The 26,017-nt window shown below is 70.8% G+C and carries 24 protein-coding genes; 14 read left to right on the plus strand and 10 right to left on the minus strand.

The features are described 5' to 3' along the window. Positions 1-155: 155 nt before the first annotated feature. Complete coding sequence (locus OH768_RS46645) at positions 156-701, minus strand: sigma-70 family RNA polymerase sigma factor (protein WP_406463015.1); 546 nt, start codon at positions 699-701, stop codon at positions 156-158. Between the two features lie 222 nt (positions 702-923). Between OH768_RS46645 and OH768_RS46650 the strand changes: the two genes are divergently transcribed. After that, complete coding sequence (locus tag OH768_RS46650; protein ID WP_406463017.1) at positions 924-2,063, plus strand: CapA family protein; 1,140 nt, start codon at positions 924-926, stop codon at positions 2,061-2,063. Between the two features lie 25 nt (positions 2,064-2,088). On the opposite strand, the gene OH768_RS46655 is transcribed toward OH768_RS46650, so the two are convergent. Further along, a complete protein-coding gene (locus OH768_RS46655) occupies positions 2,089-2,559 on the minus strand; it encodes a MarR family winged helix-turn-helix transcriptional regulator (RefSeq protein ID WP_406463019.1) in 471 nt (156 codons plus the stop codon). Positions 2,560-2,616: 57 nt separating this feature from the next. On the opposite strand from OH768_RS46655, the gene OH768_RS46660 reads away from it, so the two are divergent. Continuing rightward, on the plus strand, positions 2,617-3,444 hold the full coding sequence (locus tag OH768_RS46660) for an alpha/beta fold hydrolase (protein WP_406463021.1): 828 nt from the start codon (positions 2,617-2,619) through the stop codon (positions 3,442-3,444). On the opposite strand, the gene OH768_RS46665 is transcribed toward OH768_RS46660, so the two are convergent. Together OH768_RS46665 and OH768_RS46670 are read right to left on the minus strand one after the other, a co-directional pair. Further along, the gene (locus tag OH768_RS46665; RefSeq protein ID WP_406463023.1) at positions 3,419-3,847 is read right to left on the minus strand and encodes a pyridoxamine 5'-phosphate oxidase family protein; all 429 of its coding nucleotides are present in this window, start codon (positions 3,845-3,847) and stop codon (positions 3,419-3,421) included. The two genes, OH768_RS46660 and OH768_RS46665, sit on opposite strands and share 26 nt — an antisense overlap. A gap of 74 nt (positions 3,848-3,921) precedes the next feature. Further along, the gene (locus OH768_RS46670; protein WP_406463025.1) at positions 3,922-4,383 is read right to left on the minus strand and encodes a universal stress protein; all 462 of its coding nucleotides are present in this window, start codon (positions 4,381-4,383) and stop codon (positions 3,922-3,924) included. A gap of 90 nt (positions 4,384-4,473) precedes the next feature. On the opposite strand from OH768_RS46670, the gene lysX reads away from it, so the two are divergent. Both lysX and OH768_RS46680 read left to right on the plus strand, forming a co-directional pair. After that, on the plus strand, positions 4,474-7,752 hold the full coding sequence (lysX, locus tag OH768_RS46675) for a bifunctional lysylphosphatidylglycerol synthetase/lysine--tRNA ligase LysX (protein ID WP_406463027.1): 3,279 nt from the start codon (positions 4,474-4,476) through the stop codon (positions 7,750-7,752). A 91-nt stretch (positions 7,753-7,843) separates the two neighbouring features. Beyond that, entirely contained in the window at positions 7,844-8,686 is an 843-nt protein-coding gene (locus tag OH768_RS46680) for a polysaccharide deacetylase family protein (RefSeq protein ID WP_406463029.1), read from the plus strand. Between the two features lie 114 nt (positions 8,687-8,800). Here the strand turns inward: OH768_RS46680 and OH768_RS46685 are convergent, their stop codons facing one another. Continuing rightward, entirely contained in the window at positions 8,801-9,472 is a 672-nt protein-coding gene (locus OH768_RS46685; RefSeq protein ID WP_406463030.1) for a class F sortase, read from the minus strand. A 332-nt stretch (positions 9,473-9,804) separates the two neighbouring features. Here OH768_RS46685 and OH768_RS46690 point away from each other — a divergent pair, with 332 nt between their 5' ends. Further along, positions 9,805-10,308, plus strand: a complete 504-nt coding sequence (locus tag OH768_RS46690) for a hypothetical protein (RefSeq protein WP_406463032.1) — start codon at positions 9,805-9,807, stop codon at positions 10,306-10,308. A gap of 95 nt (positions 10,309-10,403) precedes the next feature. On the opposite strand, the gene OH768_RS46695 is transcribed toward OH768_RS46690, so the two are convergent. From OH768_RS46695 to OH768_RS46705, 3 genes are all read right to left on the minus strand, one after another. Then, on the minus strand, positions 10,404-10,952 hold the full coding sequence (locus OH768_RS46695; RefSeq protein WP_406463033.1) for a hypothetical protein: 549 nt from the start codon (positions 10,950-10,952) through the stop codon (positions 10,404-10,406). Positions 10,953-11,186: 234 nt separating this feature from the next. Next, entirely contained in the window at positions 11,187-11,951 is a 765-nt protein-coding gene (locus OH768_RS46700) for a DUF4239 domain-containing protein (RefSeq protein WP_406463035.1), read from the minus strand. A 16-nt stretch (positions 11,952-11,967) separates the two neighbouring features. After that, positions 11,968-12,579, minus strand: a complete 612-nt coding sequence (locus OH768_RS46705) for a hypothetical protein (protein ID WP_406463037.1) — start codon at positions 12,577-12,579, stop codon at positions 11,968-11,970. Positions 12,580-12,899: 320 nt separating this feature from the next. Here OH768_RS46705 and OH768_RS46710 point away from each other — a divergent pair, with 320 nt between their 5' ends. The 3 genes from OH768_RS46710 to OH768_RS46720 all read left to right on the plus strand — a co-directional run bounded on the left by OH768_RS46710 (position 12,900) and on the right by OH768_RS46720 (position 17,098). Then, positions 12,900-13,805, plus strand: a complete 906-nt coding sequence (locus OH768_RS46710; protein ID WP_406465717.1) for an SCO0930 family lipoprotein — start codon at positions 12,900-12,902, stop codon at positions 13,803-13,805. Positions 13,806-14,144: 339 nt separating this feature from the next. Further along, the gene (locus tag OH768_RS46715; RefSeq protein WP_406463038.1) at positions 14,145-14,957 is read left to right on the plus strand and encodes an SAM-dependent methyltransferase; all 813 of its coding nucleotides are present in this window, start codon (positions 14,145-14,147) and stop codon (positions 14,955-14,957) included. Further along, on the plus strand, positions 14,954-17,098 hold the full coding sequence (locus OH768_RS46720) for a putative bifunctional diguanylate cyclase/phosphodiesterase (RefSeq protein WP_406463039.1): 2,145 nt from the start codon (positions 14,954-14,956) through the stop codon (positions 17,096-17,098). The genes OH768_RS46715 and OH768_RS46720 overlap by 4 nt, the downstream gene beginning before the upstream one ends. A 12-nt stretch (positions 17,099-17,110) precedes the next feature. On the opposite strand, the gene OH768_RS46725 is transcribed toward OH768_RS46720, so the two are convergent. Continuing rightward, positions 17,111-18,364 (minus strand): PQQ-binding-like beta-propeller repeat protein, encoded by a 1,254-nt coding sequence (locus tag OH768_RS46725; RefSeq protein ID WP_406463040.1) that lies wholly within the window; start codon positions 18,362-18,364, stop codon positions 17,111-17,113. Between the two features lie 12 nt (positions 18,365-18,376). Continuing rightward, complete coding sequence (locus OH768_RS46730; RefSeq protein ID WP_406463042.1) at positions 18,377-19,258, minus strand: LysR family transcriptional regulator; 882 nt, start codon at positions 19,256-19,258, stop codon at positions 18,377-18,379. A 120-nt stretch (positions 19,259-19,378) separates the two neighbouring features. Between OH768_RS46730 and OH768_RS46735 the strand changes: the two genes are divergently transcribed. The 6 genes from OH768_RS46735 (at position 19,379) to OH768_RS46760 (ending at position 25,995) form a co-directional block, all read left to right on the plus strand. Continuing rightward, positions 19,379-20,050, plus strand: a complete 672-nt coding sequence (locus OH768_RS46735; protein ID WP_406465719.1) for a succinate dehydrogenase — start codon at positions 19,379-19,381, stop codon at positions 20,048-20,050. Position 20,051: 1 nt separating this feature from the next. Continuing rightward, the gene (locus OH768_RS46740) at positions 20,052-22,004 is read left to right on the plus strand and encodes a fumarate reductase/succinate dehydrogenase flavoprotein subunit (RefSeq protein ID WP_406463043.1); all 1,953 of its coding nucleotides are present in this window, start codon (positions 20,052-20,054) and stop codon (positions 22,002-22,004) included. After that, the gene (locus tag OH768_RS46745) at positions 22,001-22,750 is read left to right on the plus strand and encodes a succinate dehydrogenase/fumarate reductase iron-sulfur subunit (protein ID WP_406463045.1); all 750 of its coding nucleotides are present in this window, start codon (positions 22,001-22,003) and stop codon (positions 22,748-22,750) included. Before OH768_RS46740 ends, OH768_RS46745 begins: the two co-directional genes overlap by 4 nt. A 252-nt stretch (positions 22,751-23,002) precedes the next feature. Further along, complete coding sequence (locus tag OH768_RS46750; RefSeq protein ID WP_406463047.1) at positions 23,003-23,776, plus strand: GNAT family N-acetyltransferase; 774 nt, start codon at positions 23,003-23,005, stop codon at positions 23,774-23,776. Beyond that, the gene (locus tag OH768_RS46755; RefSeq protein ID WP_406463048.1) at positions 23,776-24,711 is read left to right on the plus strand and encodes a lysophospholipid acyltransferase family protein; all 936 of its coding nucleotides are present in this window, start codon (positions 23,776-23,778) and stop codon (positions 24,709-24,711) included. Before OH768_RS46750 ends, OH768_RS46755 begins: the two co-directional genes overlap by 1 nt. A gap of 117 nt (positions 24,712-24,828) precedes the next feature. Continuing rightward, positions 24,829-25,995 (plus strand): alanine--tRNA ligase-related protein, encoded by a 1,167-nt coding sequence (locus OH768_RS46760; RefSeq protein ID WP_406463050.1) that lies wholly within the window; start codon positions 24,829-24,831, stop codon positions 25,993-25,995. Positions 25,996-26,017 lie beyond the last annotated feature (22 nt).

Below are 26,017 nucleotides of genomic sequence, written 5' to 3' on the forward strand. Positions count from 1 at the left end.
CTTCCTGCCTTCCTCCGGTGCGTGCGCGTCGCCCGGCCCGAGGCTCCGTCAGGAACCCCCGAGCCCCCCAGTCCGGAACACGGATGAGGACAGCCGATTACTCAACCAGGGTCCTGAGCAAGGCGCTTTACGGAGGTTTGACTAAGGAGTTGGTTTCACCGCAGGTCGGCCGCATAACCCGGAAGCACCCGGCGCAGGGCGCGCAACGCGTAGTAAGCGCGGGACTTCACCGTACCGGGCGGAATCCCGAGCGTTGCCGCGGCCTCCGCCACACTCGCCCCCTGGAAGTACACGAGCACCAGGACTTCACGGTGCTCCGGAGTGAGTGTCTTCACAGCCTCCCGCACATCGAGGGTCGCCGCCGACCGTTCCGCGTGATCGGCGCAGACGCGCGCGTTCTCCAGCACCGCGTCCCCGACCTCGGGCGGTCGCGCCTGCCGGGCCCGCCGCGCGTCGATGGCGAGCCGCCGGCCCACCGTCAGCAGCCAGGGCCGTACGGACTCGAAGTCGTCGGCGCGCAAGGCCTCGGGGTGCTGCCAGGCCCGTACCAGGGTCTCCTGGACGAGGTCCTCGGCGCGCTGGCGGTCGCCGTCGCAGAGCCGGAGCAGCAGCGCGAAGAGCGGCCTGCCGTGCTCGCGCTGCAGTGCGGCGAGCTCGTGCTCGGCGGTCGTTCCGTTGGTGAGCGTGGGTCCGGCCGTCATGGCCGTATGGCATCGCAGGGGGCCGGTCGGGGACAGGGGGCGCACGAGGGGCGTGCGGCGGACGGTCGATTGCGTCGGCGAACGGTGCGACGAACGGTCCGCGCCCCCGGGGATCCCCCACACGCGCACACCGGACGGGTCATCGGGGGCCGGAAGCCGTTTGCGGGGGCGCCGAGGTTCATACCTATCGGTGGGTAAATATGACCACAGTGGGGTGAATTGATGATCGCACGCAGACGACAGGTGGCCGTTGCCCTGGCGGGCATTCTCACCGCGGCCGCCGCCTGCCAGGCCCAGCACCACGACCCGAAGGCCGCCGGCCGCCCGGCGCCCCCCGCCGCCCGCGGCTTCACCCTCGTCGCCGCCGGCGGCATCCTCCCGCACAGCGCCGTCCTCGACCGCGCCCGCTTCGACGCGGGCGGCACCGGCTACGACTTCGGGCCGATGCTCTCGGGCGTCCAACCCCTCGTCTCCCGGGCCGACCTGGCGCTGTGTCACATCGAGACGGCCTACGGCGACCGTACCGGCTCCCCGTTCTTCGACGCCCCGCCCGAGGAGGCCCGCGCCCTCGCCGCGACCGGCTACGACAGCTGCTCCACCGCCTCCGACCACAGCCTGGACGACGGCCCCTTCGGCATCCAGCACACCCTCGACACCCTCGACAGCGCCGGCGTACGGCACGCGGGAACGGCGCGCGGCGACGCCGAGGCGCGCACGGTCACGCTGCTGCGCGCCGGTCCGGCGAAGGTCGCCCACCTCGCCTACACCGCCGACACGAACGGCGTCCCGCTCCCGGCCGGCGAGCCCTGGTCCGTCAACCTCCTCGACCCGGCCCGCGTCCTCGCCGACGCCCGCGATGCCCGGCGCGCGGGCGCCGACGTGGTCGTCGTCTCCCTGCGCTGGGGCACACCGGGCCAGGGCGCGCCCGACCCCCAACAGGTGGCCCTGGCAGGGGAACTCACCGCCGCCCGCACGAACGGCCGCCCCGACATCGACCTGATCCTCGGCACCCACGCCCACACCCCGCAGGCGTACGAGAAGGTCAACGGCACCTGGGTGGTCTACGGGCTCGGCGACCAGGTCACCGGCGAGATGTACGACAACGCGGGCACCCAGGACCCCGGCGGCAACGCGAGCACCCTCGCCCGCTTCACCTTCGTACCGCCCGTACGGCCCGGCGCGCGGTGGGAGGTGGCCAGGGCGGAGTTCGTCCCGCAGCTGTTCGACGTCGACGCGGGCCGGGTCATCGATGTCAACCGGGCGATCGCCCAGGGCGCCGAACTGACCGCCGACCGCGACCGCATCCGCGAGGTGGTGCTCGGCCGGGGCGCGGCGAAGGACGGGCTGGTGATGGGGAAGTAGCTGGTGATGGGGAAGTGACGGACGGTCAGTCCACGTCCACGTGGTCGAAGGTCCTGAGGATCTCGGTGAGCACCCGCACGCACGCGCTCACCTCGGCGTCGGTCAGGTCGCCGCCGACCTGGCGGTTCAGGGAGTGCTCACGGCCGAGGACGGACGTGATGACGGACCGGCCCTCCTCGGTGAGCCGGATCAGGGAGGACCGCTGGTGCGCGGGGTTGGGCGTGACCTCCACCCAGCCGTGGACCGCCGCCTCGTTGACCATGCGCTGCACGAACTGCCGGCTCAGGGCCTGGGCCCGGCCCATCTGGGGCACCGTCATGGGCCCGTGCCGGCGCAGCAGATCCAGTACGGCGCGCACGCCGACGGAGACCCCCTCGACCGGTTCGCCCTGCTCGACCTTGCGCAGGGCGCGCCGGTAGAGCGGGCCCACCAGGTCGAACACCTCGGTGAGGCGGTGGCCGAGTTCGTCGGGGGACAGGGGAGCGGAGTCGTTCACGAGCCCATCATGACACCTGGGTTGCCAATCTTCCCCAAGGATGACACCTTGGTTGTCATGACAGCTGCTTCGGAACTTGCTTCGGAACTGAGCTTCTTCGCATCTGCCGACGGGGACCTGGCCTACCGTGACGTGGGCACCGGCGACCCCGTGGTCCTTCTCCACTCCGGCTTCGCCGACCACCGCGTCTTCGACGACCAGATACCGGCTCTCGCCCGCGACTTCCGCGTCATCGCCCCGGACATCCGCGGCCACGGCCTCTCAGCCAACGCGAGCAAGCCGTTCCGCTGGGCCGACGACCTCGCGGGACTCCTGCACCACCTCGACCTGGGCCCCGCTGTCCTGGTCGGCCTGTGCATGGGCGCGGCCGTCGCCACCGACACCGCGCTGGAACACCCCGAACTGGTCCGGGCGATCGTCGTCTCCGGCGCCGGCACCAGCGCGTTCGAGTACAAGGACGCACGATTGCTGGAGCGTCAGTCCGAGATCGGACAGCTCCTGAACGCCGGCGACATCGCGGGCTGGCTGGACTTCTTCGCCCAGGGAGTGGCGGGCCCGCACCGCACGGTGGACGACGTCGACCCGTCCGTCATCCGGCGCCTGCGCGAACTGACCTCCCACACGATCTCCAAGCACACGCCCGGCGAGAAGGACTGGCACGTCCCGCTGGGCGATCCCTGGCCCCGCGTTCCGAAACTCGACGTACCGGTCCTCGCCATCCACGGCGCCCTCGACTGGCCCGACAGCATCGCCATGGCGAACCGCTTCACCGACACGGTCCCGAACGGCCGCTCGACCACGATCGAGGATGCCGCCCACTACCCGAACATGGAGAAGCCGGAGCGCTTCAACGAGATCCTCAGGGAGTTTCTCGGCTCTCTCTGACGAAACTCAGGTCAGAGGCTCTCAAGGAGGCGGGCTCCAACCGCAGCCACGTGGTGCCGCGCCGCGCCGGATCGTCGTACAGATACGCCACGAACCGCTCGTCCCACAGCGCCTCGTCCGCACCGAGATACCGCGTGAGCTTGCGCCTGCCGCGCTCGACGTCGAACGGAACGAGTTCGGCCCGGCCCCGCGCGATCACCTGCCGGACCAGCCCCGTCGCCAGGTCGCACTCGTCCACGACGAGGGCGACCGCCGGGTCGGCCCGGACGCGGTCGAACAACCGGGCCCACGGCCCCGTCAGAACCCAGAACGCCCCGTCCTCCCAGAGGAACCAGACGGGGCGCACGGTCGGCCCGTTCGTCGCGAGGCGCGCTGTGAGGGGGCGGCGCAGAAAGGAGTCCACATCGAAAGGGTGAGGTGTCACCTCGGCATCATCGGGCGGCGGGAGCCGCCTGAACACCGTCCGTGGACCTAGGTCTACGGCACCACCGTCACCGGCCACCGCCCCGCCTTCACCAAGCGCACCGCGACCGACCCGATGATCCGGTGCCCCGCCTGCTCCGACGCACCCACGATCACCGCGTCGGCCTTCAGTTCGTCGGCGGCCTTCACCAGGCCGCCGTACGGGTCGCCACGGAACGTGTGGAACTCCCAGCGGATGTCGAATATCCCCTTCACGCGCTCGGTCTCGTGCCGGATCTGGGCGACCAGGTCCTCGGCGATCTCGTCGGTCGTCTCGGCGACCGGCGCCCCCATGACCGCGCCCGCCGCCAGTACCGGCTGCACATACACCAGGGCGAGCAGCGCGCGCTGCCGCCGGGCCAGGCCCGCGGCATATGCCGCTGCGCGCAACGAGGACTCCGAGCCATCCACCCCCGCCACGATGACCTTCGGTCCGTCCGTGCCCCGCTCGAACTGAGTTGAGTGCTGTTCCGTCACGGCTGTGAGGCTATCGGAACCCGCAGGTCCCGGACCCGGCCCGGAGTTCTCGACGGGCGCGCGGCCCGCCCTGTTCCTACAGTCGGAAGCATGACTGCCACCGTGGAGGCGCCCGGGTCCAAGGACACCAAGGCTCCGGTACGGCCGCCCGGCCACGGCTTCCTCAGCAGGGTGCCGGAGGGCTTCGCGGCCTTCTTCGGCGCCCTCGGCCTGCTCTGCGTCCTGCTGGCCTTCATCGCCCCGCTGCGCCGCGTGCTGCGGCCCGTGGTCCGCTTTCTCGACCTCCTCATCGTCCCCGTCAGCGCCAACCTCGCCTACGCCGTCTTCCTGTTCCTGCTGGCCGCCGCGACCGCCGCCCGCAAGAAGATCGCCTGGTGGCTGGTCGTCGTCTATCTGGGCCTGCTCGTCCTGACCGACGTCCTCGGCGTCGCCCTCGGCCCGTACGCCGAGTCCCTCCCGTCCCTCATCGTCTGCGCCCTGCTGCTGGTCCTGCTGATCGTCGCCCGCAAGCAGTTCTACGCCGCCTCCCGCCGCGCTGCCGTACGACGAGCCCTCGCCGTCCTGTTCGCCGGGCTCGCCGTCGCGATCCTCGCAGGCTGGGGGCTGGTCTCCCTGTTCCCCGGCACCCTGCCGGAGAGCCAGCACCTGGGCTGGGCCGCCGACCGGGTCTGCGGCGGCCTGGTCTCCGGCCGCTCCTTCCACGGCCGTACGCCCCGCGCCGTGTCCTTCCTGCTCGGCCTGTTCGGCGCGCTCGCCCTGCTCAACGCGGCCACCGTCCTCTTCCGCTCCCAACGACTCGAAGCGGCCCTGCACGGCGACGAGGAGGACCGCATCCGCGCCCTCCTGAAGGCCTACGGCGGCCAGGACTCCCTCGGCTACTTCGCCACCCGGCGCGACAAGGCCGTCGTCTTCTCACCCAGCGGCAAGGCCGCCGTCACCTACCGCGTCGAGGCCGGCGTCTGCCTCGCCAGCGGCGACCCGGTCGGCGACCGCGAGGCCTGGCCGCACGCCATCGCCGCCTGGCTCGACCTGGCCCGCCGCCACGCCTGGGCGCCCGCGGCGATGGGCGCCTCCGAGGACGGCGCCAGAGCCTTCGCCCGCGCCGGGCTGGGCGCCCTCCAACTCGGCGACGAGGCCATCCTGCACGTCGCCGACTTCGACCTCGCAGGCCGCGACATGCGCGTCACCCGCCAGGCCGTGAGCCGCGTCCGCCGCGCCGGCGCCACCTGCCGCATCCGCCGCCACGCCACCCTCACCGACGCGGAGATGGAGGAGGTCGTCGACCGCGCCGACGCCTGGCGCGACACCGAGACCGAACGCGGCTTCTCCATGGCCCTTGACCGCCTCGGCGACCCGGCCGACGGCGACTGCCTCCTCGTGGAAGCACTCGGCGCGGACGGCAAGTTGCTCGCCCTGCTCTCCCTCGTCCCCTGGGGCAGCGACGGCGTCTCCCTCGACCTGATGCGCCGCGACCGCACCGCCCCCAACGGCGTCATGGAGTTCATGGTCGCCGAACTCTGCGCCACCGCCCCGAAGTCGGGCGTCCACCGGATCTCCCTCAACTTCGCCGTGTTCCGCTCGGCCTTCGAGGAGGGCGCCCGCATCGGCGCGGGCCCGGTGCTCCGCCTATGGCGCCGCCTCCTCCTGTTCTTCTCCAAGTGGTGGCAACTGGAGGCCCTTTACCGCTCCAACGCCAAGTACCACCCCGAGTGGTACCCCCGCTTCATCTGCTACGGCGAGACCGCCTCCCTGGCCCGCATCAGCCTCGCCTCCGGCATCGCCGAGGGCTTCGTCTCCGTACCGTCGCTGCGACAACTCTGGGGAAAGGGGCACCCGAAGAGCGGACAGCGGCCCGCGACCACCGCAGGGCTGCCGTCCCTGTCGGCGCTCGGCCTCGACGGAGGGGACGAGACCGGGACCGACGGCCCGGACAGCGGGCTGCCCGAACAGGTCCGCGTCCGGCACCGCACCCTCGACCGCCTGATCGCCACCGGCACCGACCCCTACCCGGTCGGCGTCCCGCAGCGCACCCACACCCTCGCCGAGATCCGCGCGGGGGACCAAGCCACCGTCGCCGGGCGGGTCATGCGGGTGCGCGACCTCGGCGGCATCGTCTTCCTCACCCTGCGCGACTGGTCCGGCGACCACCAACTCGCCCTCACCCGCGCCGAGTCGGGCCCGGACCTCGACCGCTTCACCGCCGACACCGACATCGGCGACCACATCACCGCCACCGGCCGCGCGGGCACCAGCGACAAGGGCGAGCCCACCGTCTTCGTCACCTCCTGGCAGCTCACCGGCAAGTGCCTGCGCCCCCTGCCCGACAAACACCGGGGCCTCACCGACCCCGAGGCCAAGGTCCGCATGCGTTACCTCGACCTCGTCGCGAGCCCCGCCGCCCGCGATGTCGTCCGCGCCCGCTCCACCGCCGTACAGGCCCTGCGCCAGGGCCTGTTGGAGCGCGGCTACCTGGAGGTCGAGACCCCGATGCTCCAGCAGATCCACGGCGGCGCCAACGCCCGCCCCTTCACCACCCACATCAACGCCTACGATCTCGACCTCTATCTGCGCATCGCCCCGGAGCTGTACCTCAAGCGCCTCTGCGTCGGCGGCCTGGAGAAGGTCTTCGAGATGGGCCGCACCTTCCGCAACGAGGGCGTCTCCTACAAGCACAACCCCGAGTTCACGATGCTGGAGGCCTACCAGGCGTACGCCGACTACGACGTCATGCTCGACCTCGCCCGCGAACTGATCCAAGGCGCGGCCACCGCGGCCTTCGGGTCCGCCGTCGCCCGCAAGGACGGCGAGGAGTACGACATCTCGGGCCCCTGGCCGGTCAAGACCGTCTACGGAGCGATCTCCGAAGCGCTCGGCGAGGAGATCGACGCCGACACCGAACTGGCCGGCCTGCACCTGCTGTGCGACCGCGCGGGCGTGCCGTACGGAGCCGGCGACGGCCGCGGGGACGTCGTACTGGAGATGTACGAGCGGCTGGTGGAGGAGCCGACCCGGCTGCCCACCTTCTACAAGGACTTCCCGACCGACGTCTCCCCGCTCACCCGCCAGCACCGCACCGACCCGCGGCTCGCCGAACGCTGGGACCTGGTCGCCTTCGGCACCGAACTCGGCACCGCCTACTCCGAGCTGACCGACCCCGTCGAACAGCGCCGCCGCCTCACCGCCCAGTCGCTGCTGGCCGCCGGGGGAGACCCCGAGGCGATGGAACTCGACGAGGACTTCCTCGACGCCCTCGAATACGCGATGCCGCCCACCGGGGGCCTCGGCATCGGAGTGGACCGACTGGTCATGTTCCTCACAGGGCTGACGATCCGTGAGACCCTGCCGTTCCCCCTCGTCCGGCGCCGCTGAGCGTCCGAACGCTGGGCCGGGCGGGTGTTTTCCTGCCGCCGCACCGGTGTTGCCGTGGGGCGGCGGTCTCCTGCCGGGCGACTGATAAGTCATGAAGAAGGATCAGTCGCTCACGCGCCGACGGGCCCTGCTCGCCGGCGCCGCTGCCGTCGGGGCGGCCGGCTCCGCCGGTCTGCTGTACTCCGGACTCTCGGACAACGCCCCCGTCCGGGCCGCCGCACCCGCCGCCGGGCCCCCACCGCGCCTCGCGCGCAAGCCCTCCGCCTACCGCCTCCAGCCCGTGGCCGGATACGGCGCACCCCACACCACCCCCGCCCACGTCCCGGTACGGCACGAACCCTTCCTGCGCCTGTCCGGACGCGGCAACACCATGGTGCTCACCTTCGACGACGGACCCGACCCCCGCTACACCCCGCACATCCTGGACACCCTCGCCGAGTACGACGTGCGCGCCACGTTCTTCGTATGCGGCGAGATGGCCGACTGGAACCGGGACATCCTGGCCCGGATGTCCGACGAGGGCCACGTCGTCGGCAACCACACCTGGTCGCACCCCCTGCTGACCAAGCTGACCCGCGGTCAGATCCGCTCCGAGATGGAACGCACCAGCGATGTCATCGAGGACGCCTACGGGGAACGCCCCCAGTGGTTCCGCGCGCCCTACGGCGCCTGGAACCGGGCCGCCTTCCAACTCGGCTCAGAGATGGGCATGGAACCGCTCGCCTGGACCGTCGACACCCTCGACTGGGACACACCCGGCACCCGCCACATCGTCAACGCGGTCGAGGACGGCGCCGCCCCCGGCGTCGTGGTGCTCTCGCACGACGCCGGGGGCGACCGTTCCCAGAGTGTGCGGGCGCTGCGCGAATATCTGCCGCACCTGCTCGACTCCGGCTATCACATGACGCTGCCGCGCCGCCGGACCACCACCTGACGGGCCGCAGGCCCTGCCGTCACATTCCCGTCTGCCCGGAGACGCCAGGCACGCACTCCGGGCGAACGACGGGAATATGACGACGGGACCTGGCCCGCCCGGCCGGGGAAACGCTCAGCGGACCTCGACCAGGCGGGCGAAGACGACGACATTCCCGTCGTAGCCGTTCTGCTTGGAGAAACCGCCCCCGCACGTGATGACGCGCAGTTCCGGAGTTCCCTTGGAGGCGTAGACGCGGTCGCCGGGGAAGGTGCTCTTCTCGAAGACCTCGATGCCGTAGATCTCGAATACGGCCGTCTTTCCGTCCTTGCGCTCCACCTCGACGCGGTTTCCCTTCTTGAGGGCCCCGAGTCCGTAGAACACGGCGGGGCCCATTCTGTTGTCGACATGGCCGACGACGACCGCCGTGCCCTTCTCGCCGGGCGAGACGCCACCGGTGAACCAGCCCGCCAGGTTCGGGTCCTCCGGCGGCGGCGCGCCGACCCAGCCGTCCGCGTCCAGGCCCACCGGCATGACCGGGGCATCGACCCGGATCGCGGGAATCCGCACCCGGTCGGCGACGGAGTACGGCAGCGGGGCCGGAGCCTTGCCGAAGGTGCCGACGCCGGTCCGGCTGTCGGCTGCTGCCGCCGAAGCCGGCTGCGGCGGCCCCACATCGAACTCTCCCGAACCATTCCGAATGAGCGCGAGACCGGTCAGCAGAACAAGCGCTATCACTCCCCACGGGGCGCGCTTCTTCTGCCGCTCCTCCTCTTCGGCAAGCTCGGACAGCTCGGACGCAGACATTCGCCATCCCCTCTCGACGCGGCCGTCGCCACGTCAATCGCGCATACGAGAACGCTAAGTCCCGAATGCGGAACCGGCGACGGGGCAGGAGCGAACGGGTGGCCCGGTCATCCTTATGTGCGCCATATGAGGAGAGGCCGGCAGGAATTTTCTGACGGTCCGTGACCTGCGGCAATATCCGATTGTCCGGTTCTCCCTCGGCGTGTCCTCTCACCAGGACGGACCATTCCCGAAATGCGGGCGCGTGCAAGGCATCTGAGGGTGCGTCTGGGAGGCGTTTTCTCGCCGATCGACCGGGGACGGGTCCCGGGGCGCCTTCCGCGGAGGATGACATGCGTACAACTCGTGCTCTGGCTGCCGCCGGTGCCGCGGTGGCCGTCCTGGGGCTCGCCGCCCCGGCGGCCCTCGCGGACGGCATGGGGGAGAGCCCCAGCAACATCGTCGCCCTGCCCAGCGTGATCGCCCGCGGCGGCCAGCTGACCGTGACGGTCGACGGCTGCTTCACCGGCGCCACCGCCAACTCGCCCGGCTTCGAACGCCCCGCGAACCTGTCCTCACTCGTCGGCGGGGCCGGCCAGACCGCCAGCGGAACGGCGCGGATCAGCAGGAACGCCGGTCCCGGCCCGTACAGCATCACCGTGCGCTGCCGGAACGGTTCCGTGCTGACCCGTGACTCCGCCTACACCGTCATCGGCGGTGTCCGCGGCGGTCTCGGCGGCAGCAGCGCCAGCGGGGCGACCCCGACCGACATGGCGATCGGCGGCGGCCTGGTCGCCGCGGCCGTCGTGGGCGGCGGGGTGTTCTGGATGCGCCGCCGCAGCGAGCGCGCCATCTGACCTCCTCCCCCTTCGGAGGTCGCGGCGCACGGAACAGGCCTTCGCCCCGACCCTTTCGGGTTCCGGGGCGAAGGCCTGTGCGGGTGGTGGTGCGGTCAGGCGCCGTCCTCTCCGGTACGGCGACGGGAGAAGTGGTATGCCGCCCCGACCGAGCCCGCGATGAGGGCCGCGCCGATGCCGAGCTCCTTGAGGTCGAAGCCGGCGATGCTGCCGCCCTCACCGGCCCGTACCCCTCGTGGTATCTGCTGCGCCGGCTGGAGCGGCTGGTTGTTGTTGTTCGTGCGGCCGGAGGCGATGGTCAGACCTGTGGAGCCGCTCTCGCCGTTGCACGTGAACGTCACCTGGTACACCGCGCCCGGCCTGGCGTCCCAGTCGACCATCGCGGTCGCCGAGGACTGGCCCGGCGAGATCCTGACGGTGTCGAAGACCCCGGAGGAGACCGTGACGGAGCCCTTGCAGCCGCCGCTGTCGCGGTCGACCTGCAGGGTCACGTGGCCGCCCGCCGCGATCGTCGAGGGCAGGACGCTGAAGCCGAACGGCGTGATGTTGTGGTTGCCGTCGCCCCTCGCGACGGCGGCCGGCGCCGCGAGGGCGAGGGCGCTGATGCCCAGCAGTGCGGCCGAGGCGACGCGTATCGCGCGCATGGTGGTTCCTCCGGGTCCCCGAGGAGCAGCCGCGGACTTTTTCCGCTGGCGCCGTAAATGCACCTCGATGTCCGAAACGCTAGGAACATGTGTGCGCTCCCGCGATCCCAGTCGCGCGAATGGGGTAACCGTGTGGGCCGCACAGGGGACGCCGTTCCTGCGACCGGGGGACGGCCGCGGCGTGGCGGACGTCCCCCGGCGAGTGACCCGTCGGCCGGTCCCGGTGAGGGGCTGTCAGTCCTTGATGTGCGGGAAGAGGTTCAGGAACGGCTGCGCCGAGGCCGTGATGCCACGGCTGTACGGCGCGTCGAAGTCCCAGATCAGGAACAGCAGGAAGGCGATCAGCGCCGAGAACAGCCCGGCGAGGATCAGCTCCCGTGGCGTACGCCGGATCTGCAGCGCGAAGACCATGCCGATGGTGATCACACCCCCGGCCAGCAGCCCGAACCACACCACCGCCGGCATCGTCGCCCCGGTGGAGTCCGCGCGGGCGCTGCGGGCCAGGTCGGCCGCGGCGACCTGCTCGACGAGCGGCTGGTAGGCCTGCGCCTGGAAGTCCGTCTTCGGCTGGTAGTCGGTGACGTCCTGGCGGATGCGCTCGAGGAGGTCGGTGCCGCGCTGGGTGAGCTTCTGGTGGTCTGCCATCGTCTTCCACTCGGTGTTGACGACCTGTGAGACGTAGGCGTCGACATCCGCCCGGATGCGGTCGCGCTCGTCCGGCGGATAGGCCCGCACCCGCTCCGAGATCTCGTGCAGGGCCTGCGCCTCCGCCTGCACATGGTCCTGGGCGGCGCTGCGGGCCTCCCAGACACCGGCGATCGCCAGACCCAGGACGATGGCGTACACCACGCCGATCCACATTGTCATGTACTCGATGACGTCAGGGGTCTCGCTGGGGTCCTCGTCCTCGGACGCCGCGCGTTCGCGCAGGAAGGTGACGATGACGACGACGACACAGGCCGCCGCCATCGCGAGGGCGAGAACAAGCCATTCCGACAAGGGGTTCCTCCGGGGGTCAGCGCGGACGCAGCGCGGCGATGGCGACCACCGCGGGCAGGGTGATGAGCAGGACGTAGACGACCGGCGGCGTCCGGCCGGTGGCGGCCCGCGGGCGCGGCTGGTCGTGGTACCTCGGATAACCCACCGGGGTCGCCGCGGGATGCGGGGCGGGCCTGGGTACCGGCTTCGGTTTCGGCGACGGGGTCGGTGTGGGCGTCGGGGCGGGCCGGGGCGGCGGAGCCGCGGGAGCGGGGCGGGGCGCCGGAGCGGGCGGCGGAGGCGTGGGTTTCGGCGTGGGCCGGGGCTTCGGGCTCGGCGTCGGCCTGGGCGTCGGAGTCGGCGTAGGGGTGGGCTTCGGCAGGGGAGGCGGTGTCGGCTTCGGCGGTGGCGGAGTGGGTGTCGGCGAGGGGCAGGGCGGTGGCGGGGTCGGCTTCGGGCAGGCCGGCGGAGTCGGCCAGGAGCCGCCGGCCACCGCCACCGCCTGCGTGCCGTCCGGCCCGGTGGAGGCGTACGCGCACGCGTCGGCCGCCGCCGGGGCCGCCGGTGCGCCCGTCAGCAGCCAGGTGAGCGTCACCAGGGTCAACACCCTTGCGGCGAGGGCGGTTCGGGTCGGTTCGGGTCCATGCACGACGGAGATCATGAGGCCTCGCGGGGCCGCGCGTGCCGGGGTGCGAGGGGATTGCCCCGAAGGAGTGGAAGGCGCTGTGCGACGGTTTGACGATCCGACTGTCGGAGGTGGCCGGATGCGTACGCGCATACGAGAGCGGTGCTGTGTCACAGGTGTCGGAAAGAAATTTGTGCGGCCGTTGAACACTTCCGTGGTCCCCACCCGTACCTAGGACCGTGCGGCGGCACAGACGGGCGCTGCAACATCCAGGTGATTATGGGGAGTTGACGATGAAGACCTCCTGGCGGAGCGCCTCACTCGCGGCGACGGCCGTGTCCGTCATGGCGTTGACGGCGGCGTGCGGTTCGGAAAATGTGACCACACCTTCCTCTGCGGCACAGAACGTCGGTGCCACGGCGGCGGCCGGAGGTTATGGAAGCGTGGGGGCCGCCACGTCGAGCCCCAGCGCGGGCAACGGCTACGGCGCCGATGGCCAGCAGGCCGCCGCGGCCGAGCCCGCGGGCCAGCTGACCGTTGCCAACAACCCCGACCTCGGCAAGGTGTTGAGCGACGGAGCGGGTCTCACCCTCTACCGTTTCGACGCCGACACGGCCAATCCCCCCAAGTCCAACTGCAACGGCGACTGCGCCACCACCTGGCCGCCGGTCCCCGCCGACGACGCGACTGCCGGTGCCGGTATCGACAAGTCCCTCATCGGCGAGGTGACCCGCACCGACGGCACCAAGCAGCTGACCATCGGCGGCTGGCCCGCCTACCGTTACGCCAAGGACGTCAACGCCGGTGACGTCAACGGCCAGGGCGTGGGCGGCAAGTGGTACGCGCTCGCCCCCGACGGCAAGAAGGCGACCCTCGCCTCGCTGCCCGGCCTCTCCGTCCGCAAGGACGCCAAGCTCGGCGACATCGTCGTCGACAAGAACGGCCACACGGTCTACCGCTTCCTCAAGGACAAGGCATGGCCGAAGTCCGTCTCGAACTGCCTCGGCGCCTGCGCGGAGAAGTGGCCGGCCGTCGGCATCGTCTCGGCGAACGACACCAAGGGCGTGCAGAAGAAGGGCCTCATGGGCTTCACCCGGCCCGACGGCGTCAAGCAGATGACCGTCAACTGCTGGCCGATCTACACCTTCTCCGGTGACACGGCCGCCGGACAGACCAACGGCCAGGGCGTGGGCGGCACTTGGTACGCCGTCTCGCCCGAGGGAAAGCCGGTCGGCGCGCCCGCGGAGTAGCGAGAACCTCCCCAGGGTTGATCGCCCCCCGCCCACTCGGCAACGGATACGCGGAAGGGAGGGACGCGGGCAAGCGACAAGAGTGCCGAACACAGCAGCGCGTACGACCACAGGTCCGCCCCCTCCGCACCGCACGGAGGGGGCGGGCCGCTTTGGCATTCCCCGTACAGCAATTCCGGCATTCTGCGCGCCCCTCCGCGTTTCCCCGCACATCAATTCGGCACGTGCCGCAGGCAGTGACCGGGAACGGACGGTCAATTTCCGTTTCCGCTCGCTCCTTTGGCGGGCGATCAGTAGCCTCAGCTCGAACACCGGATCGCCTGAGCCTTGGAGAGATACATGGAGCGTCCCGCCTGGGCACCACGAAGCATCGACATCTCGGTGCCGAGCGTTTCGCGTATCTACGACTACTACCTGGGCGGTTCGCACAACTTCGAGGTCGACCGGGAGGCGGCCCGCAAGGCCATGGAGTTCCTCCCGGGACTTCCCAAGATCATGCAGGCGAACCGGGCGTTCATGCGCCGCGCCGTACGCTTCGCGGCGGCCGAGGGCATCACCCAGTTCCTCGACATCGGCTCCGGAATTCCCACCTTCGGAAACGTCCACGAGGTGGCCCAGGAGGCCAGCCCCGGCGCCCATGTCATGTACGTCGACCACGACCCGGTGGCGGTCGCGCACAGCCAGGCGGTCCTCGCGGGCAACGCGACCGCGGACGTCGTCGCGGCCGACCTCCGCAAGCCCCAGGAGATCCTGGCGAGCGCCGAGGTTCAGCGCCTGATCGACGTGAATCGGCCAGTGGCCCTGCTTCTCGTTGCCATACTGCACTTCGTGGAAGACGCGGACGACCCGTACGGAGCGGTGGCACAGCTGCGCGAGGCACTCGCGCCCGGCAGCCTGCTGATCCTCACGCATGCCTCGTACGAGGGAATCCCGTTGCCACCGGAGCGGGCGGAGGGCGCGGTGGACGTGTACAAGGACATTCGCAATCCGCTGATCATGCGCTCGCGCGAGGAGATCGCGCGGTTCTTCGAGGGGTACGACATGGTGGAACCCGGACTGGTGCCGATGCCGGACTGGCGGCCCGACACCGCACCGGAGGACGAGGATCCGTTTTCCTTCTCCGGATTCGCCGGCGTAGGACGCACGGCGTGATCGCGGAGCCGGACGGGCCGGAGGACAGACTGCGCAGGTTCGCGACCATCTGGAGCCGGGCGGTGTTCCCGGCGACCTCGACCTCGCTGACCCGGCCGGAGTTCGAGGAGCGACTCCTGCCGCTGGCACGGCGGTTGAGCGACGCGCTGCGCGCCAGGACCTTCGAGGCCGAGGAGGGCAAGCAGGTCGGCGCCGCCCTCGTCGCCGCGCACTGCACCGACCCGGACGCCCTCAGCCGGACCCTGGAGTGCGTCGACGCCTACCTGGTGCTCTACTGCGGCGGCGACGGCTCCCAGGAGGACCTGCGGATCCGCTCGGCCCGCCTCCAGCACGCGATGGCCGCCGGCTTCGCCCAGGAGCTGCGCGAGCGCACCCTCGCCGAGCAGGAGGCCATCTCGGTGGCCGCCCTCCAGGCCCAGGGCGTCGTAGCGCAGGCCCTGCACGCGACCGAGGCCCGCTTCCGCGCGGTCTTCGAGGGCGCGGCCATAGGAATCGGCATGGCCGACCTCGAAGGCAACATCCTCCAGGTCAACGGCGCGCTGCTGCGCATGTTCGGGGTCTCCGACCAGACCATGGGCGGACGCAACGTCCGCGAGTGGACCCACCCGGACGACGCGCCCCAGACCTGGACCCTCTACGACGAACTCGTCCGCGGCGAGCGCGAGCACTACCACGTCGAGAAGGCGTTCTACCGGCCAGACGGAACGGTCCTGTGGACCAACCTCACCGTCTCCCTGCTGCGCGACGCCGACGGCAACCCGCAGTACCAGCTCGCCCTCATGGAGGACACCACCGAGCGGCGGCTGCTCAACCTGCGGCTGCGCTACGAGGCGACCCACGACGCGCTCACCGGCCTCCCCAACCGCACCCTGTTCTTCGAACGCCTGGAGAAGGCGCTCGGCGCGGGCGACAACCAGCGGTTCGGACTCTGCTACCTCGACCTCGACGGCTTCAAGACCATCAACGACAGCCTCGGCCACGCGGCCGGTGACCGGCTGCTCGTCGAGGTCGCCGACCGGCTGCAGTCGTGTGCGACCGCGCCCGGCGAGATGGTCGCCCGGCTCGGCGGCGACGAGTTCGTGGCGCTGACCACGGGACCCGACACCGAGCGCGAGGTCGACGAACTCGCCGGCCGCATCATGAACGCCCTCATCACCCCCGTCAGCATCGACGGCCGTGACCTCACGGTGCGCGGCTCCATCGGCATCGTCGAGGGCCCGGCCGGCGAGCGCGGTCCGGCGGAGGTGCTGCGCAGCGCCGACATCACGATGTACCGGGCCAAGTCGGCGGGCGGCAACCGCTTCGAGCTCGCCGACCCGGAGGCCGACGCCCGCGCCATCACCCGGCACGGCCTGACGACGGCACTCCCGGCCGCCCTGGACCGCAACGAGTTCTTCATCGAGTACCAGCCGCTGGTCCACCTCGGCGACGGCAGCGTCCGCGGCGCCGAGGCCCTCGTCCGCTGGCTGCACCCGCAGCACGGCGTCCTCGGCCCCGACCGCTTCATCCCGCTCGCCGAACACACCGGCCTGATCGTGCCGTTGGGCCGCTGGGTCCTGGAGCAGTCCGTCCGGCAGGCCAAGCAGTGGCAGGAACGACACGGCGGCAACGACGCCACCGGCCCGCTGCGCATCAACGTCAACCTCTCGCCCTGCCAGCTCAGCCACCCCGGCCTGGTGCAGGACACCGTCGACATCCTGGAGCGCGCCGGCGTCAGCCCCGACGCGCTCTGCCTGGAGGTCACCGAGTCCGCGCTCATCGGCGCCGACGACGACCTCCTCAAGCCGCTGCGGCGCCTCGCCGAGATGGGCGTCGACATCGCCCTCGACGACTTCGGCACCGGCTACTCCAACCTCGCCAACCTCCGCCGCCTGCCGGTGAGCATCCTCAAACTGGACCGCTCCTTCACCCAGGGCATGCAGCAGTTCCCGGCCGACCCCGTCGACCTCAAGATCGTCGAGGGGATCGTCTCCCTCGCCCACAGCCTGAACCTCGCGGTGACGGTCGAGGGCGTCGAAACGGGGGCGCAGGCAGAGCAGTTGCGGATACTCGGCTGCGACACGGCCCAGGGCTGGTACTACGCCCGCCCCGGCCCGCCGGAGCGGCTGCACGAACTGGCGCTGGTGGACGCGACGGGCTGAGCGACCGCTGCCTCAGGGCAGCGGGATCGACCGCAGGCTGCGATGGGTGACCGCCTGCACGACGACATGGTCCGGGTCACCGCCCGGCACGAGGAGCCGGGGGCCTTCCCCGCCCCTCGCCTGTGAGTACCGCGGGGACGTGTGCGGCGCGGCGTCGCCGGTCCCCTTCGGGCCGGCGTGCAGGTCGATCGTGATCACCCGGTCCCTGACGGCGGCGTTGTTGCGCGGGGTGAAGGTGAGGAACCGGTCACCCGCCAACTCCCCCTCCTCCGTGGTGTCGTCGTAGCTCCACAGCCTCTTGGGGTGGACGAGGTCGTACGCGTTCCAGGAACCGGCGCTGGAGTCCTCCGCGTTGGCCTCGTACAGGACGAGCACACCGTCGGACGAGATCACCCCGCGCTCGGGCTTGTCTCCCGTGTCCTCGGCCGTCTTCATCGGCCGGAGCGTGACCGGGTCCAGGCGCTGGAGCGGCGGAAAGACGTCCCCGGCGGAGTACGGGCTGCCGGTGCACACGAGGTAGTGGCCGCCGGAGATAAGGTTGGCGCACTCGACACCCTTGGGGGTAGTCGCCACGGCGTCGCCGGTACGTGCGTCGCGGGCGGTGACCTTCGTGCCGTCGGTGGTGTAGACGCGGCCCCCGAAGGCGGCGACGCCCCCGTACGAGTCCGCGTGGAAGGTGCGGCTCCACAGCGACTTGCCGTCGGACATCCGGAAGGCGGCCAGGGTGACGATCCTGACGTTCACGTCCGGATTCTCGACGGCGTAGACGGTGCCGTCCGCCGCGCCGAGGACCGTGGGGATACTGGCGTTGGTCAGCGGGCGGGTCCAGGCGACCTTGCCCGTGCGCAGATTCGCCGCGCGCAGCGTCTTGCCGGAGCCGGTCACGGCCCGTTCGGAGGCCGAGTCGACGACAAGCTCGGCGTCCTTGCCGCGGCCGGCCGGCGGGACGGACCAGGTGACCACGCCGGTGCTGCGGGACCGCCCGACGAACCCGCCGGAACCGGTGCGGCACACGACCTGGTGAGCCGTCGCCTCACAACGGCCCTCCGCCGCGGAGTAGGAAGCGGTCCACGCACTCCAACCCGAGGAAGCGACCGGGGCCGGCGAGGCGCTGGGCGACTCGGATGCCGAAACCGTCGTACGACTCGTCTCGCCGGAAGGCGTGTTCCCTGAGCCCGCGCAGCCCACGAGCACTAGCCCGAGCAGCGTCGCGCCCACCAACCGTATCCGGTGCAATCCGGTCACCCCCGTGAGAGAAGCCTCCATGCTAGGCGGCGATCAGCGCTCCACCAGCATCCGCTGCAACTCCCGTGCCGCCCGCGGCGGAGCCACATCGCTGCGATGCGCGAGCGCGATCGTCCGATGCAGTCCGGGCCGCGCCAGCGGGGTCACCCGCAGCCCCCGCCCGGACTTCGTCGCGACCATGCGCGGTACGACGGCCACGCCGAGCCCCGCCCGGACGAAGCCGAGGACGGCGTCCATCTCGCCGCCCTCCACCGCGAAGTCGGGTTCGAAGCCCTCGGCGCGGCACGCGGCGACGGTCAGTTCGCGCAGGTCGTAGCCGTGCCGGAACATCACCAGGCGCTCGCCCTCCAGATCGGAGATCCGCACCGTCCGCCCCCGGCCCGGCGCCGGCGCCTCCGGTGACGACACGACCACCAGGTCCTCGCGCAGCAGCTCCACCGTCGTCAACGCCGGTGAGGGGGTGGGCAACGGCAGGACCACCAACGCCAAGTCGAGGGCGCCGCGCGCGAGTTCCCGTACGAGATCGTGCGAACCGCCCTCCTCGATCAAGAGCCGGATGCCCGGATACCGGTCGTGGAAGGCGCGCAGCACGTCCGGCAGCAGGCCCGTGCACAGGCTCGGGGTCGCGCCGAGCCGGACCCGGCCGCTGCGCAGCTGGACCAGTTCGAGGACCTCGTGCCGGGCCGTGTCCGCGTCGGCCAGGATGCGGCGGGCCAGCGGCAGCAGCGCCTCGCCCGCGTCGGTGAGCGTGATGTTGCCCCGCGCCCGCAGGAACAGATCCGCGCCCAACTCCCGCTCCAGCGCCTTGATCTGCTGGGACAGCGAGGGCTGCGCGACATGGACCAGATCGGCGGCCCGGGTGAAGTGCCGGGTCTCGGCGACGGCCACGAAGTACTGGAGCTGCTGGAACTGCATGCAGCCACGATAGCCGTAGCCTATGGAATCCAAGCGGATCATGTCTTGGACCGATCGACCTTCCGGGACCTAACGTCCGTAGACATGGCTCTGGCAACGCGGACGGACCGACGGCCGTCGATGGCGCGCACGGTGTGGGACAGCTCCGTCGGAAAGAAGACAGTGATGGCGGTCAGCGGCCTGATCATGCTGCTGTACCTGGTCGTCCACATGATCGGGAACCTGAAGATCTTCTTCGGCGCGGGGGAGTTCAACCACTACGCCCACTGGCTGCGCACCGTCGGCGAACCCTTCATGCACTACGAGTGGACGCTCTGGCTGATCCGGATCGTCCTCGTCGTCGCCGTGGTCGCCCACGCCGTCTCCGCGTACCAGCTCAGCCGCCGCGACATCAGGGCGCGCCCCAGCAAGTACGTCCACAGGAAACCCCGGGCGACCTACGCCACCCGCACCATGCGCTGGGGCGGGATCATCCTCGCCCTGTTCATCGTCTGGCACATCCTCGACCTGACGACCGGCACCGTGCACTCGGGCGGCTTCCAGGAGGGCCACCCGTACCAGAACGTCGTGGACACCTTCTCCACCTGGTACGGCGACGTCATCTACATCGTCGCGATGCTCGCCCTCGGCCTGCACGTCCGGCACGGCTTCTGGAGCGCGGCCCAGACCCTCGGCGCGGGCAGCCGCAGCCGCGACCGCGCCCTGAAGACCATCGCCAATGTCCTCGCGCTGCTGCTCACGGCCGGTTTCATCGCCGTCCCCGTGGGCGTCATGACCGGAGTGGTGAGCTGAAATGACCCTTGAATACGCGGACTTCACGACCGGGGAACCAGTCACCGACACCAAGTCCCCCACCGGCCCCATCAACGAGCGCTGGGACACCCGCCGTTTCGAGGCCAAACTCGTCAACCCCGCCAACCGGCGCAAACACACGGTGATCGTCGTCGGCACCGGCCTCGCGGGCGGCTCGGCCGGCGCCACACTCGCCGAACAGGGCTACCACGTCGTCCAGTTCTGCTACCAGGACTCCCCGCGCCGCGCCCACTCCATCGCCGCCCAGGGCGGCATCAACGCGGCGAAGAACTACCGCAACGACGGCGACTCCGTCCACCGCCTCTTCTACGACACCGTCAAGGGCGGCGACTTCAGGGCCCGCGAGTCCAACGTCCACCGCCTCGCGCAGATCTCCGTCGAGATCATCGACCAGTGCGTCGCGCAGGGCGTGCCGTTCGCGCGGGAGTACGGCGGCCTCCTCGACACCCGCTCCTTCGGCGGCGTCCAGGTCTCCCGCACCTTCTACGCCCGCGGCCAGACAGGGCAGCAACTCCTCCTCGGCGCCTACCAGGCGCTGTCCCGGCAGATCGCCGCCGGCAACATCGAGATGCATCCGCGCACCGAGATGCTCGACCTGATCGTCATCGACGGGAAGGCGCGCGGGATCGTGGCGCGCGATCTCATCAGCGGCAGGATCGACACCTACTTCGCTGACGCGGTCGTCCTCGCCAGTGGCGGCTACGGCAACGTCTTCTACCTGTCGACGAACGCCATGAACTCCAACGCGACCGCGGTCTGGCGCGCCCACCGGCGCGGCGCGCTCTTCGCCAACCCGTGCTTCACGCAGATCCACCCGACCTGCATCCCGCGCACCGGCGAGCACCAGTCCAAGCTCACCCTGATGAGCGAGTCGCTGCGCAACGACGGCCGGATCTGGGTGCCCAAGGCCAAGGGCGACCAGCGGCCCGCGAACCAGATCCCCGATGACGAGCGCGACTACTACCTGGAGCGCATCTACCCGGCCTTCGGCAACCTGGTGCCCCGCGACATCGCCTCCCGCGCCGCGAAGAACGTCTGCGACGAGGGCAGGGGAGTCGGCCCCGGCGGGCAGGGCGTCTACCTCGACTTCGCCGACGCCATACGGCGGTTGGGCCGCAAGGCCGTCGAGGAGAAGTACGGCAACCTCTTCGACATGTACGCCCGGATCACCGCCGAGGACCCGTACACGGTCCCGATGCGGATCTATCCGGCCGTGCACTACACGATGGGCGGCCTCTGGGTCGACTACGACCTCCAGACCACCATCCCGGGCCTGTTCGCGATCGGCGAGGCCAACTTCTCCGACCACGGCGCCAACCGGCTCGGCGCCTCCGCGCTGATGCAGGGCCTCGCCGACGGCTACTTCGTCCTCCCGGCGACCATCAACGACTACCTCGCCCGGAACCCGGGACATGAGGCGATCGGCGTCCAACACCCCGCCGTACAGGAGGTGTTGGCCGAGACCGAGGACCGACTCAACCTCCTCCTCTCCGTGGACGGCGACCGCACTCCCGACTCCTTCCACCGCGAAGTCGGCGAACTCATGTGGGAGTTCTGCGGAATGGCCCGCACCGACAGCGGACTGCGCAAGGCGCTGGAGCGCATCCCGCAGATCCGCGAGGAGTTCTGGCGGCGGATCAAGGTCCCGGGCACCGGCGAGGAGTTCAACCAGTCGCTGGAGAAGGCGAACCGCGTCGTCGACTACCTCGAACTCGCCGAGCTGATGTGCCTCGACGCACTCCACCGCGCCGAGTCCTGCGGCGGCCACTTCCGCGAGGAGTCGCAGACCCCGGACGGCGAAGCGGCGCGCAGGGACGAGGAGTTCGGCTACGCCGCCGCCTGGGAGTTCACCGGCACGGGGTCATCTCCCGTGCTGCACAAGGAAGACCTGGTCTTCGAGTACGTCCACCCCACTCAGCGGAGCTACGCATGAAGCTCACCCTGCGCGTCTGGCGGCAACGCAACGCAGACGCCGAAGGCGCCATGTCCACCTACCAAGTGGACGGAATCTCCAGGGACATGTCCTTCCTGGAGATGCTCGACACCCTCAACGAGGAGCTCATCCTCAAGGGCGAGGACCCGGTCGCCTTCGACCACGACTGCCGCGAGGGCATCTGCGGTGCCTGCAGCCTGGTCATCAACGGCGACGCGCACGGCCCGGAACGCACCACGACGTGCCAACTCCACATGCGGTCCTTCGAGGACGGCGACACGATCGACATCGAGCCGTGGCGCGCCTCTGCCTTCCCGGTCGTCAAGGACCTCGTCGTGGACCGCTCGGCCTTCGACCGGATCATCCAGGCCGGCGGCTACATCACCGCGCCGACGGGTGCGGCCCCCGAGGCGCACTCCACCCCCGTCCCCAAACCGGACGCCGACTTCGCCTTCGAGCACGCCGAGTGCATCGGCTGCGGGGCGTGCGTGGCCGCGTGTCCCAACGGGGCCGCGATGCTGTTCACTTCGGCCAAGATCAACCACCTCAACGTGCTCCCGCAGGGCGCACCCGAGCGCGAGACCCGCGTCCTCGACATGGTGACCCAGATGGACGACGAGGGCTTCGGCGGCTGCACGCTGGCCGGCGAGTGCGCCACCGCCTGCCCGAAGGGCATCCCGCTGGTCTCCATCACCAGCATGAACAAGGAGTGGCTGCGGGCGACGCGCAAGGTCGCCAAGCGCTGAACTCCCCTACGAACTCCCTTACGGGACAAAGACGTTCGCCGACAAGATGCGGACGGGCGGGACCGGGAGTGGTGCTCATCCCCGGTCCCGCCAGGCATCGGGGTCTGAGGACGCCGTTCAACAACCCCACATCCCTGCTCCGGGCACAGGTCACGCGCAGGACGCCCGGCATCGGAAGAACTGTTGCGACCGGACATACGGAACCGGCCAGCTTGTTCCTCCGCCGCACCCGGCCCGTGATCAGGGAGAGCCATGACCGGCGTTTCCACCCTCGACCGTCCCGCGCAGCCCGCCGCGCCGACCCGCTACACCGTCACGCTCGCCCGTGACGAGGACGAGGTGCGTGCCGCGCAGCGGCTGCGGCACGACGTCTTCGCCGGGGAGATGGGCGCCCACCTGTCCAGCCCGCAGCCCGGCCTGGACGTGGATGCCTTCGACGCCCACTGCGACCACCTCCTCGTCCGCGACACGGTCACCGGGCAGGTGGTCGGCACCTACCGGCTGCTGCCGCCGGAGCGCGCCGCGGTCGCCGGACGGCTCTACTCGGAGAGCGAGTTCGACCTCGCCCCCCTCGACTCGATCCGTCCGGGCCTCGTGGAGGTCGGCCGTTCCTGCGTCCACCCCGACCACCGCGACGGCACCGTCATCGGCCTCATCTGGGCCGGCATAGCCCGCTACATGGTGGACCGCGGCCACGAGTGGCTGGCCGGCTGCTGCTCGATCCCGCTCGCCGACGGCGGCGCCCTCGCCGCCGGTACCTGGGACCGGGTCAGCGCCAAGCACCTCGCCCCCGAGGAGTTCCGGGTACGCCCACTGCTGCCCTGGAGCGCCGACGGCGTGACCCGCCCCACCGACCGCGTCGAACTCCCGCCGCTGCTGCGCGGATACGTCCGCCTCGGCGCCTGGGTCTGCGGCGAACCCGCCCACGACCCGGACTTCGGGGTCGCCGACCTGTACGTGCTGCTGTCGATGCGCCGGGTCAACCCGCGCTATCTGCGGCACTTCCTCTCGCTCGTCCCGGCCTGATGAGCGTCTGGCTGCCCAGCGCGCCCTGCACCCCCAGGACGTGCATCGGGTCGACGGGGTCCGTCACGGCCGTACCGCGCGCCGTGCTGAGATTCGTGGCCGTACTGGTCGTGGTGGCCGCCGGGGCCGCCCTCACCCCCATCGGCGGGCGCATCCCGGCCCGCGCGGTGCGCTGGTGGTGCCGGACGATCGTCCGGGCCGCCGGCATCCGGCTCCGTATCACCGGCAGCACCACGCCCACCGGCGGACTGCTGCTGGTCGCCAACCACATCTCGTGGCTGGACATCCCGCTCATGGCCGCCGTACGCCCGGCCCGCATGCTGGCCAAGGCCGAGATCCGGCACTGGCCCGTCGCCGGGACACTCACCGCGGGCAGCGGCGCTCTCTTCATCGACCGCGACCGGCTGCGTGCCCTGCCCGAGACGGTCGCCTCCATCGCGGGCGCCCTGCGCGCCGGCGGAGCGGTCGCCGTCTTCCCCGAGGGCAGCACCTGGTGCGGCCTGGCCCAGGGGCACTTCCGGCGGGCCGTCTTCCAGGCCGCGCTGGACGCCGGAGTGCCCGTCCAGCCGGTCGGCCTGCACTACGTGACCGAGGGCGGCACGGCCAGCACGGCGCCCGCCTTCGTCGGCAGCGACTCGCTGCTCACCTCGGTGTGGCGGGTGGTGTCGACGCGCGGACTGGTCGCCGACGTCGAGGTGGGGGAGACCGTAGCGCCCGGCAGCCACCCCGACCGCCGCTCCCTCGCCCACGCCGCGCAGAGCGGGGTGTCGGGCCGGGCCCACCACCCGGACCACTGCACCTCGGTGGCGCGGACCCCGGTGAAAATTCGCAGGACGACGCGGAGGCGTCCTGCTAGCGTCGCGGCCATGAGGATCATCAGGCACACCGGCACCGCGACCGCGCGAGCGACCAGCTCGCCGGCCGCCGACGCCTGACCTCACCCCTCTCCCGGCGGCCGGAAACGGACCGCCGGGACGTGTCGTTTCCAGCCTCTTCACAGGTCTCCCCGCGGTTCCTTTCCGGTCCCCACCCGACCCGAAGGACTCACCGCCATGAACACCGACGACACCGTCCGCACGTTCCTCGACTTCTACCGCGAGCGTGGGCACGAGCCGATCACCGGCAGCACACTCCTGCCACCGCCCTCGGACCCGGTCCTCTTCACCACCTCCGGCATGCACCCGCTCACGCCGTACCTCCAGGGCCGCCCCCATCCACGGGGCCGACGCCTGGTCAACGTCCAGCGCTGTCTGCGCACCACCGACCTCGACGAGGTCGGCGATCGCACCCACCTGACCGTGTTCGAGATGCTCGGCTCCTGGTCGTTGGGCGACTACGACCATCCGCAGAGCCTGCGCTGGGGTTACGAGCTGCTGCGGGACGGCTTCGGTATCCCGCGCGAGAAGCTGTACGTCACGGTCTTCGGCGGCGACGAACAGCTCGGCCCCGACCTCGAATCCCTGCGCAGCTGGCGGGAGTTGGGCCTGCCCGTGGAGTCGACCCGAGACGAGAACTGGTGGTCCAACGGACCGACCGGCCCCTGCGGCCCCGACTCGGAGATCTTCTTCTGGACCGGCGACGGCCCGCCGGAGGGGAGCCCGACCACCGACTCGCGCTGGGTGGAGATCTGGAACCACGTGCACATGCGGTACGAACGTGGCGAGGACGGCGAACTCGTGCCACTGCGGCAGGTCAACGTCGACACGGGCATGGGGTTGGAGCGCTTCGTCTCCGTCCTCCAAGGGTGCCGGTCGGTCTATGAGACGGATCTGTTCGAGCCGTGGATGCGGCTGGTTCCACCGCTGTGGGATCTGGACGAGTACTCGGTGCGGGTGGTCTGCGATCATCTGCGGTCGAGCGTCGTGGTCCTGGGGGACGGGGTGCGGCCGTCCAACACCGGGCGTGGGTATGTCCTACGGCGGCTGGTGCGGCGGCTGCTCACGGTTTTGCGGCGCGATGACCCTTCGCGGACGCTGAGTGATCTGCCGTTGGAGCTTGTCGAGCACACGCTTGACCATTTCCGGCAGTCGGTCGGTGTCGGCACCGTGAGTGAGGTGCTGCTGGACGAGGAGCGGCGGTTCGGTCTGCTTCTGGAGCGGGGGCGGCGCGTGTTGTCCCGGCCGGAGTTTCGGGGCCCTCTGGGTGAGGAGGAGTATCGCTATCTGCACGACACTCATGGATTGCCCCGTGAATTGGTCGCCGGATTGAAGAGGCAGTAGTTCGGCTGCGGGTGTGTGGGGG

The organism is Streptomyces sp. NBC_01622 (genome assembly GCF_045209635.1).
Lineage (GTDB): Bacteria > Actinomycetota > Actinomycetes > Streptomycetales > Streptomycetaceae > Streptomyces.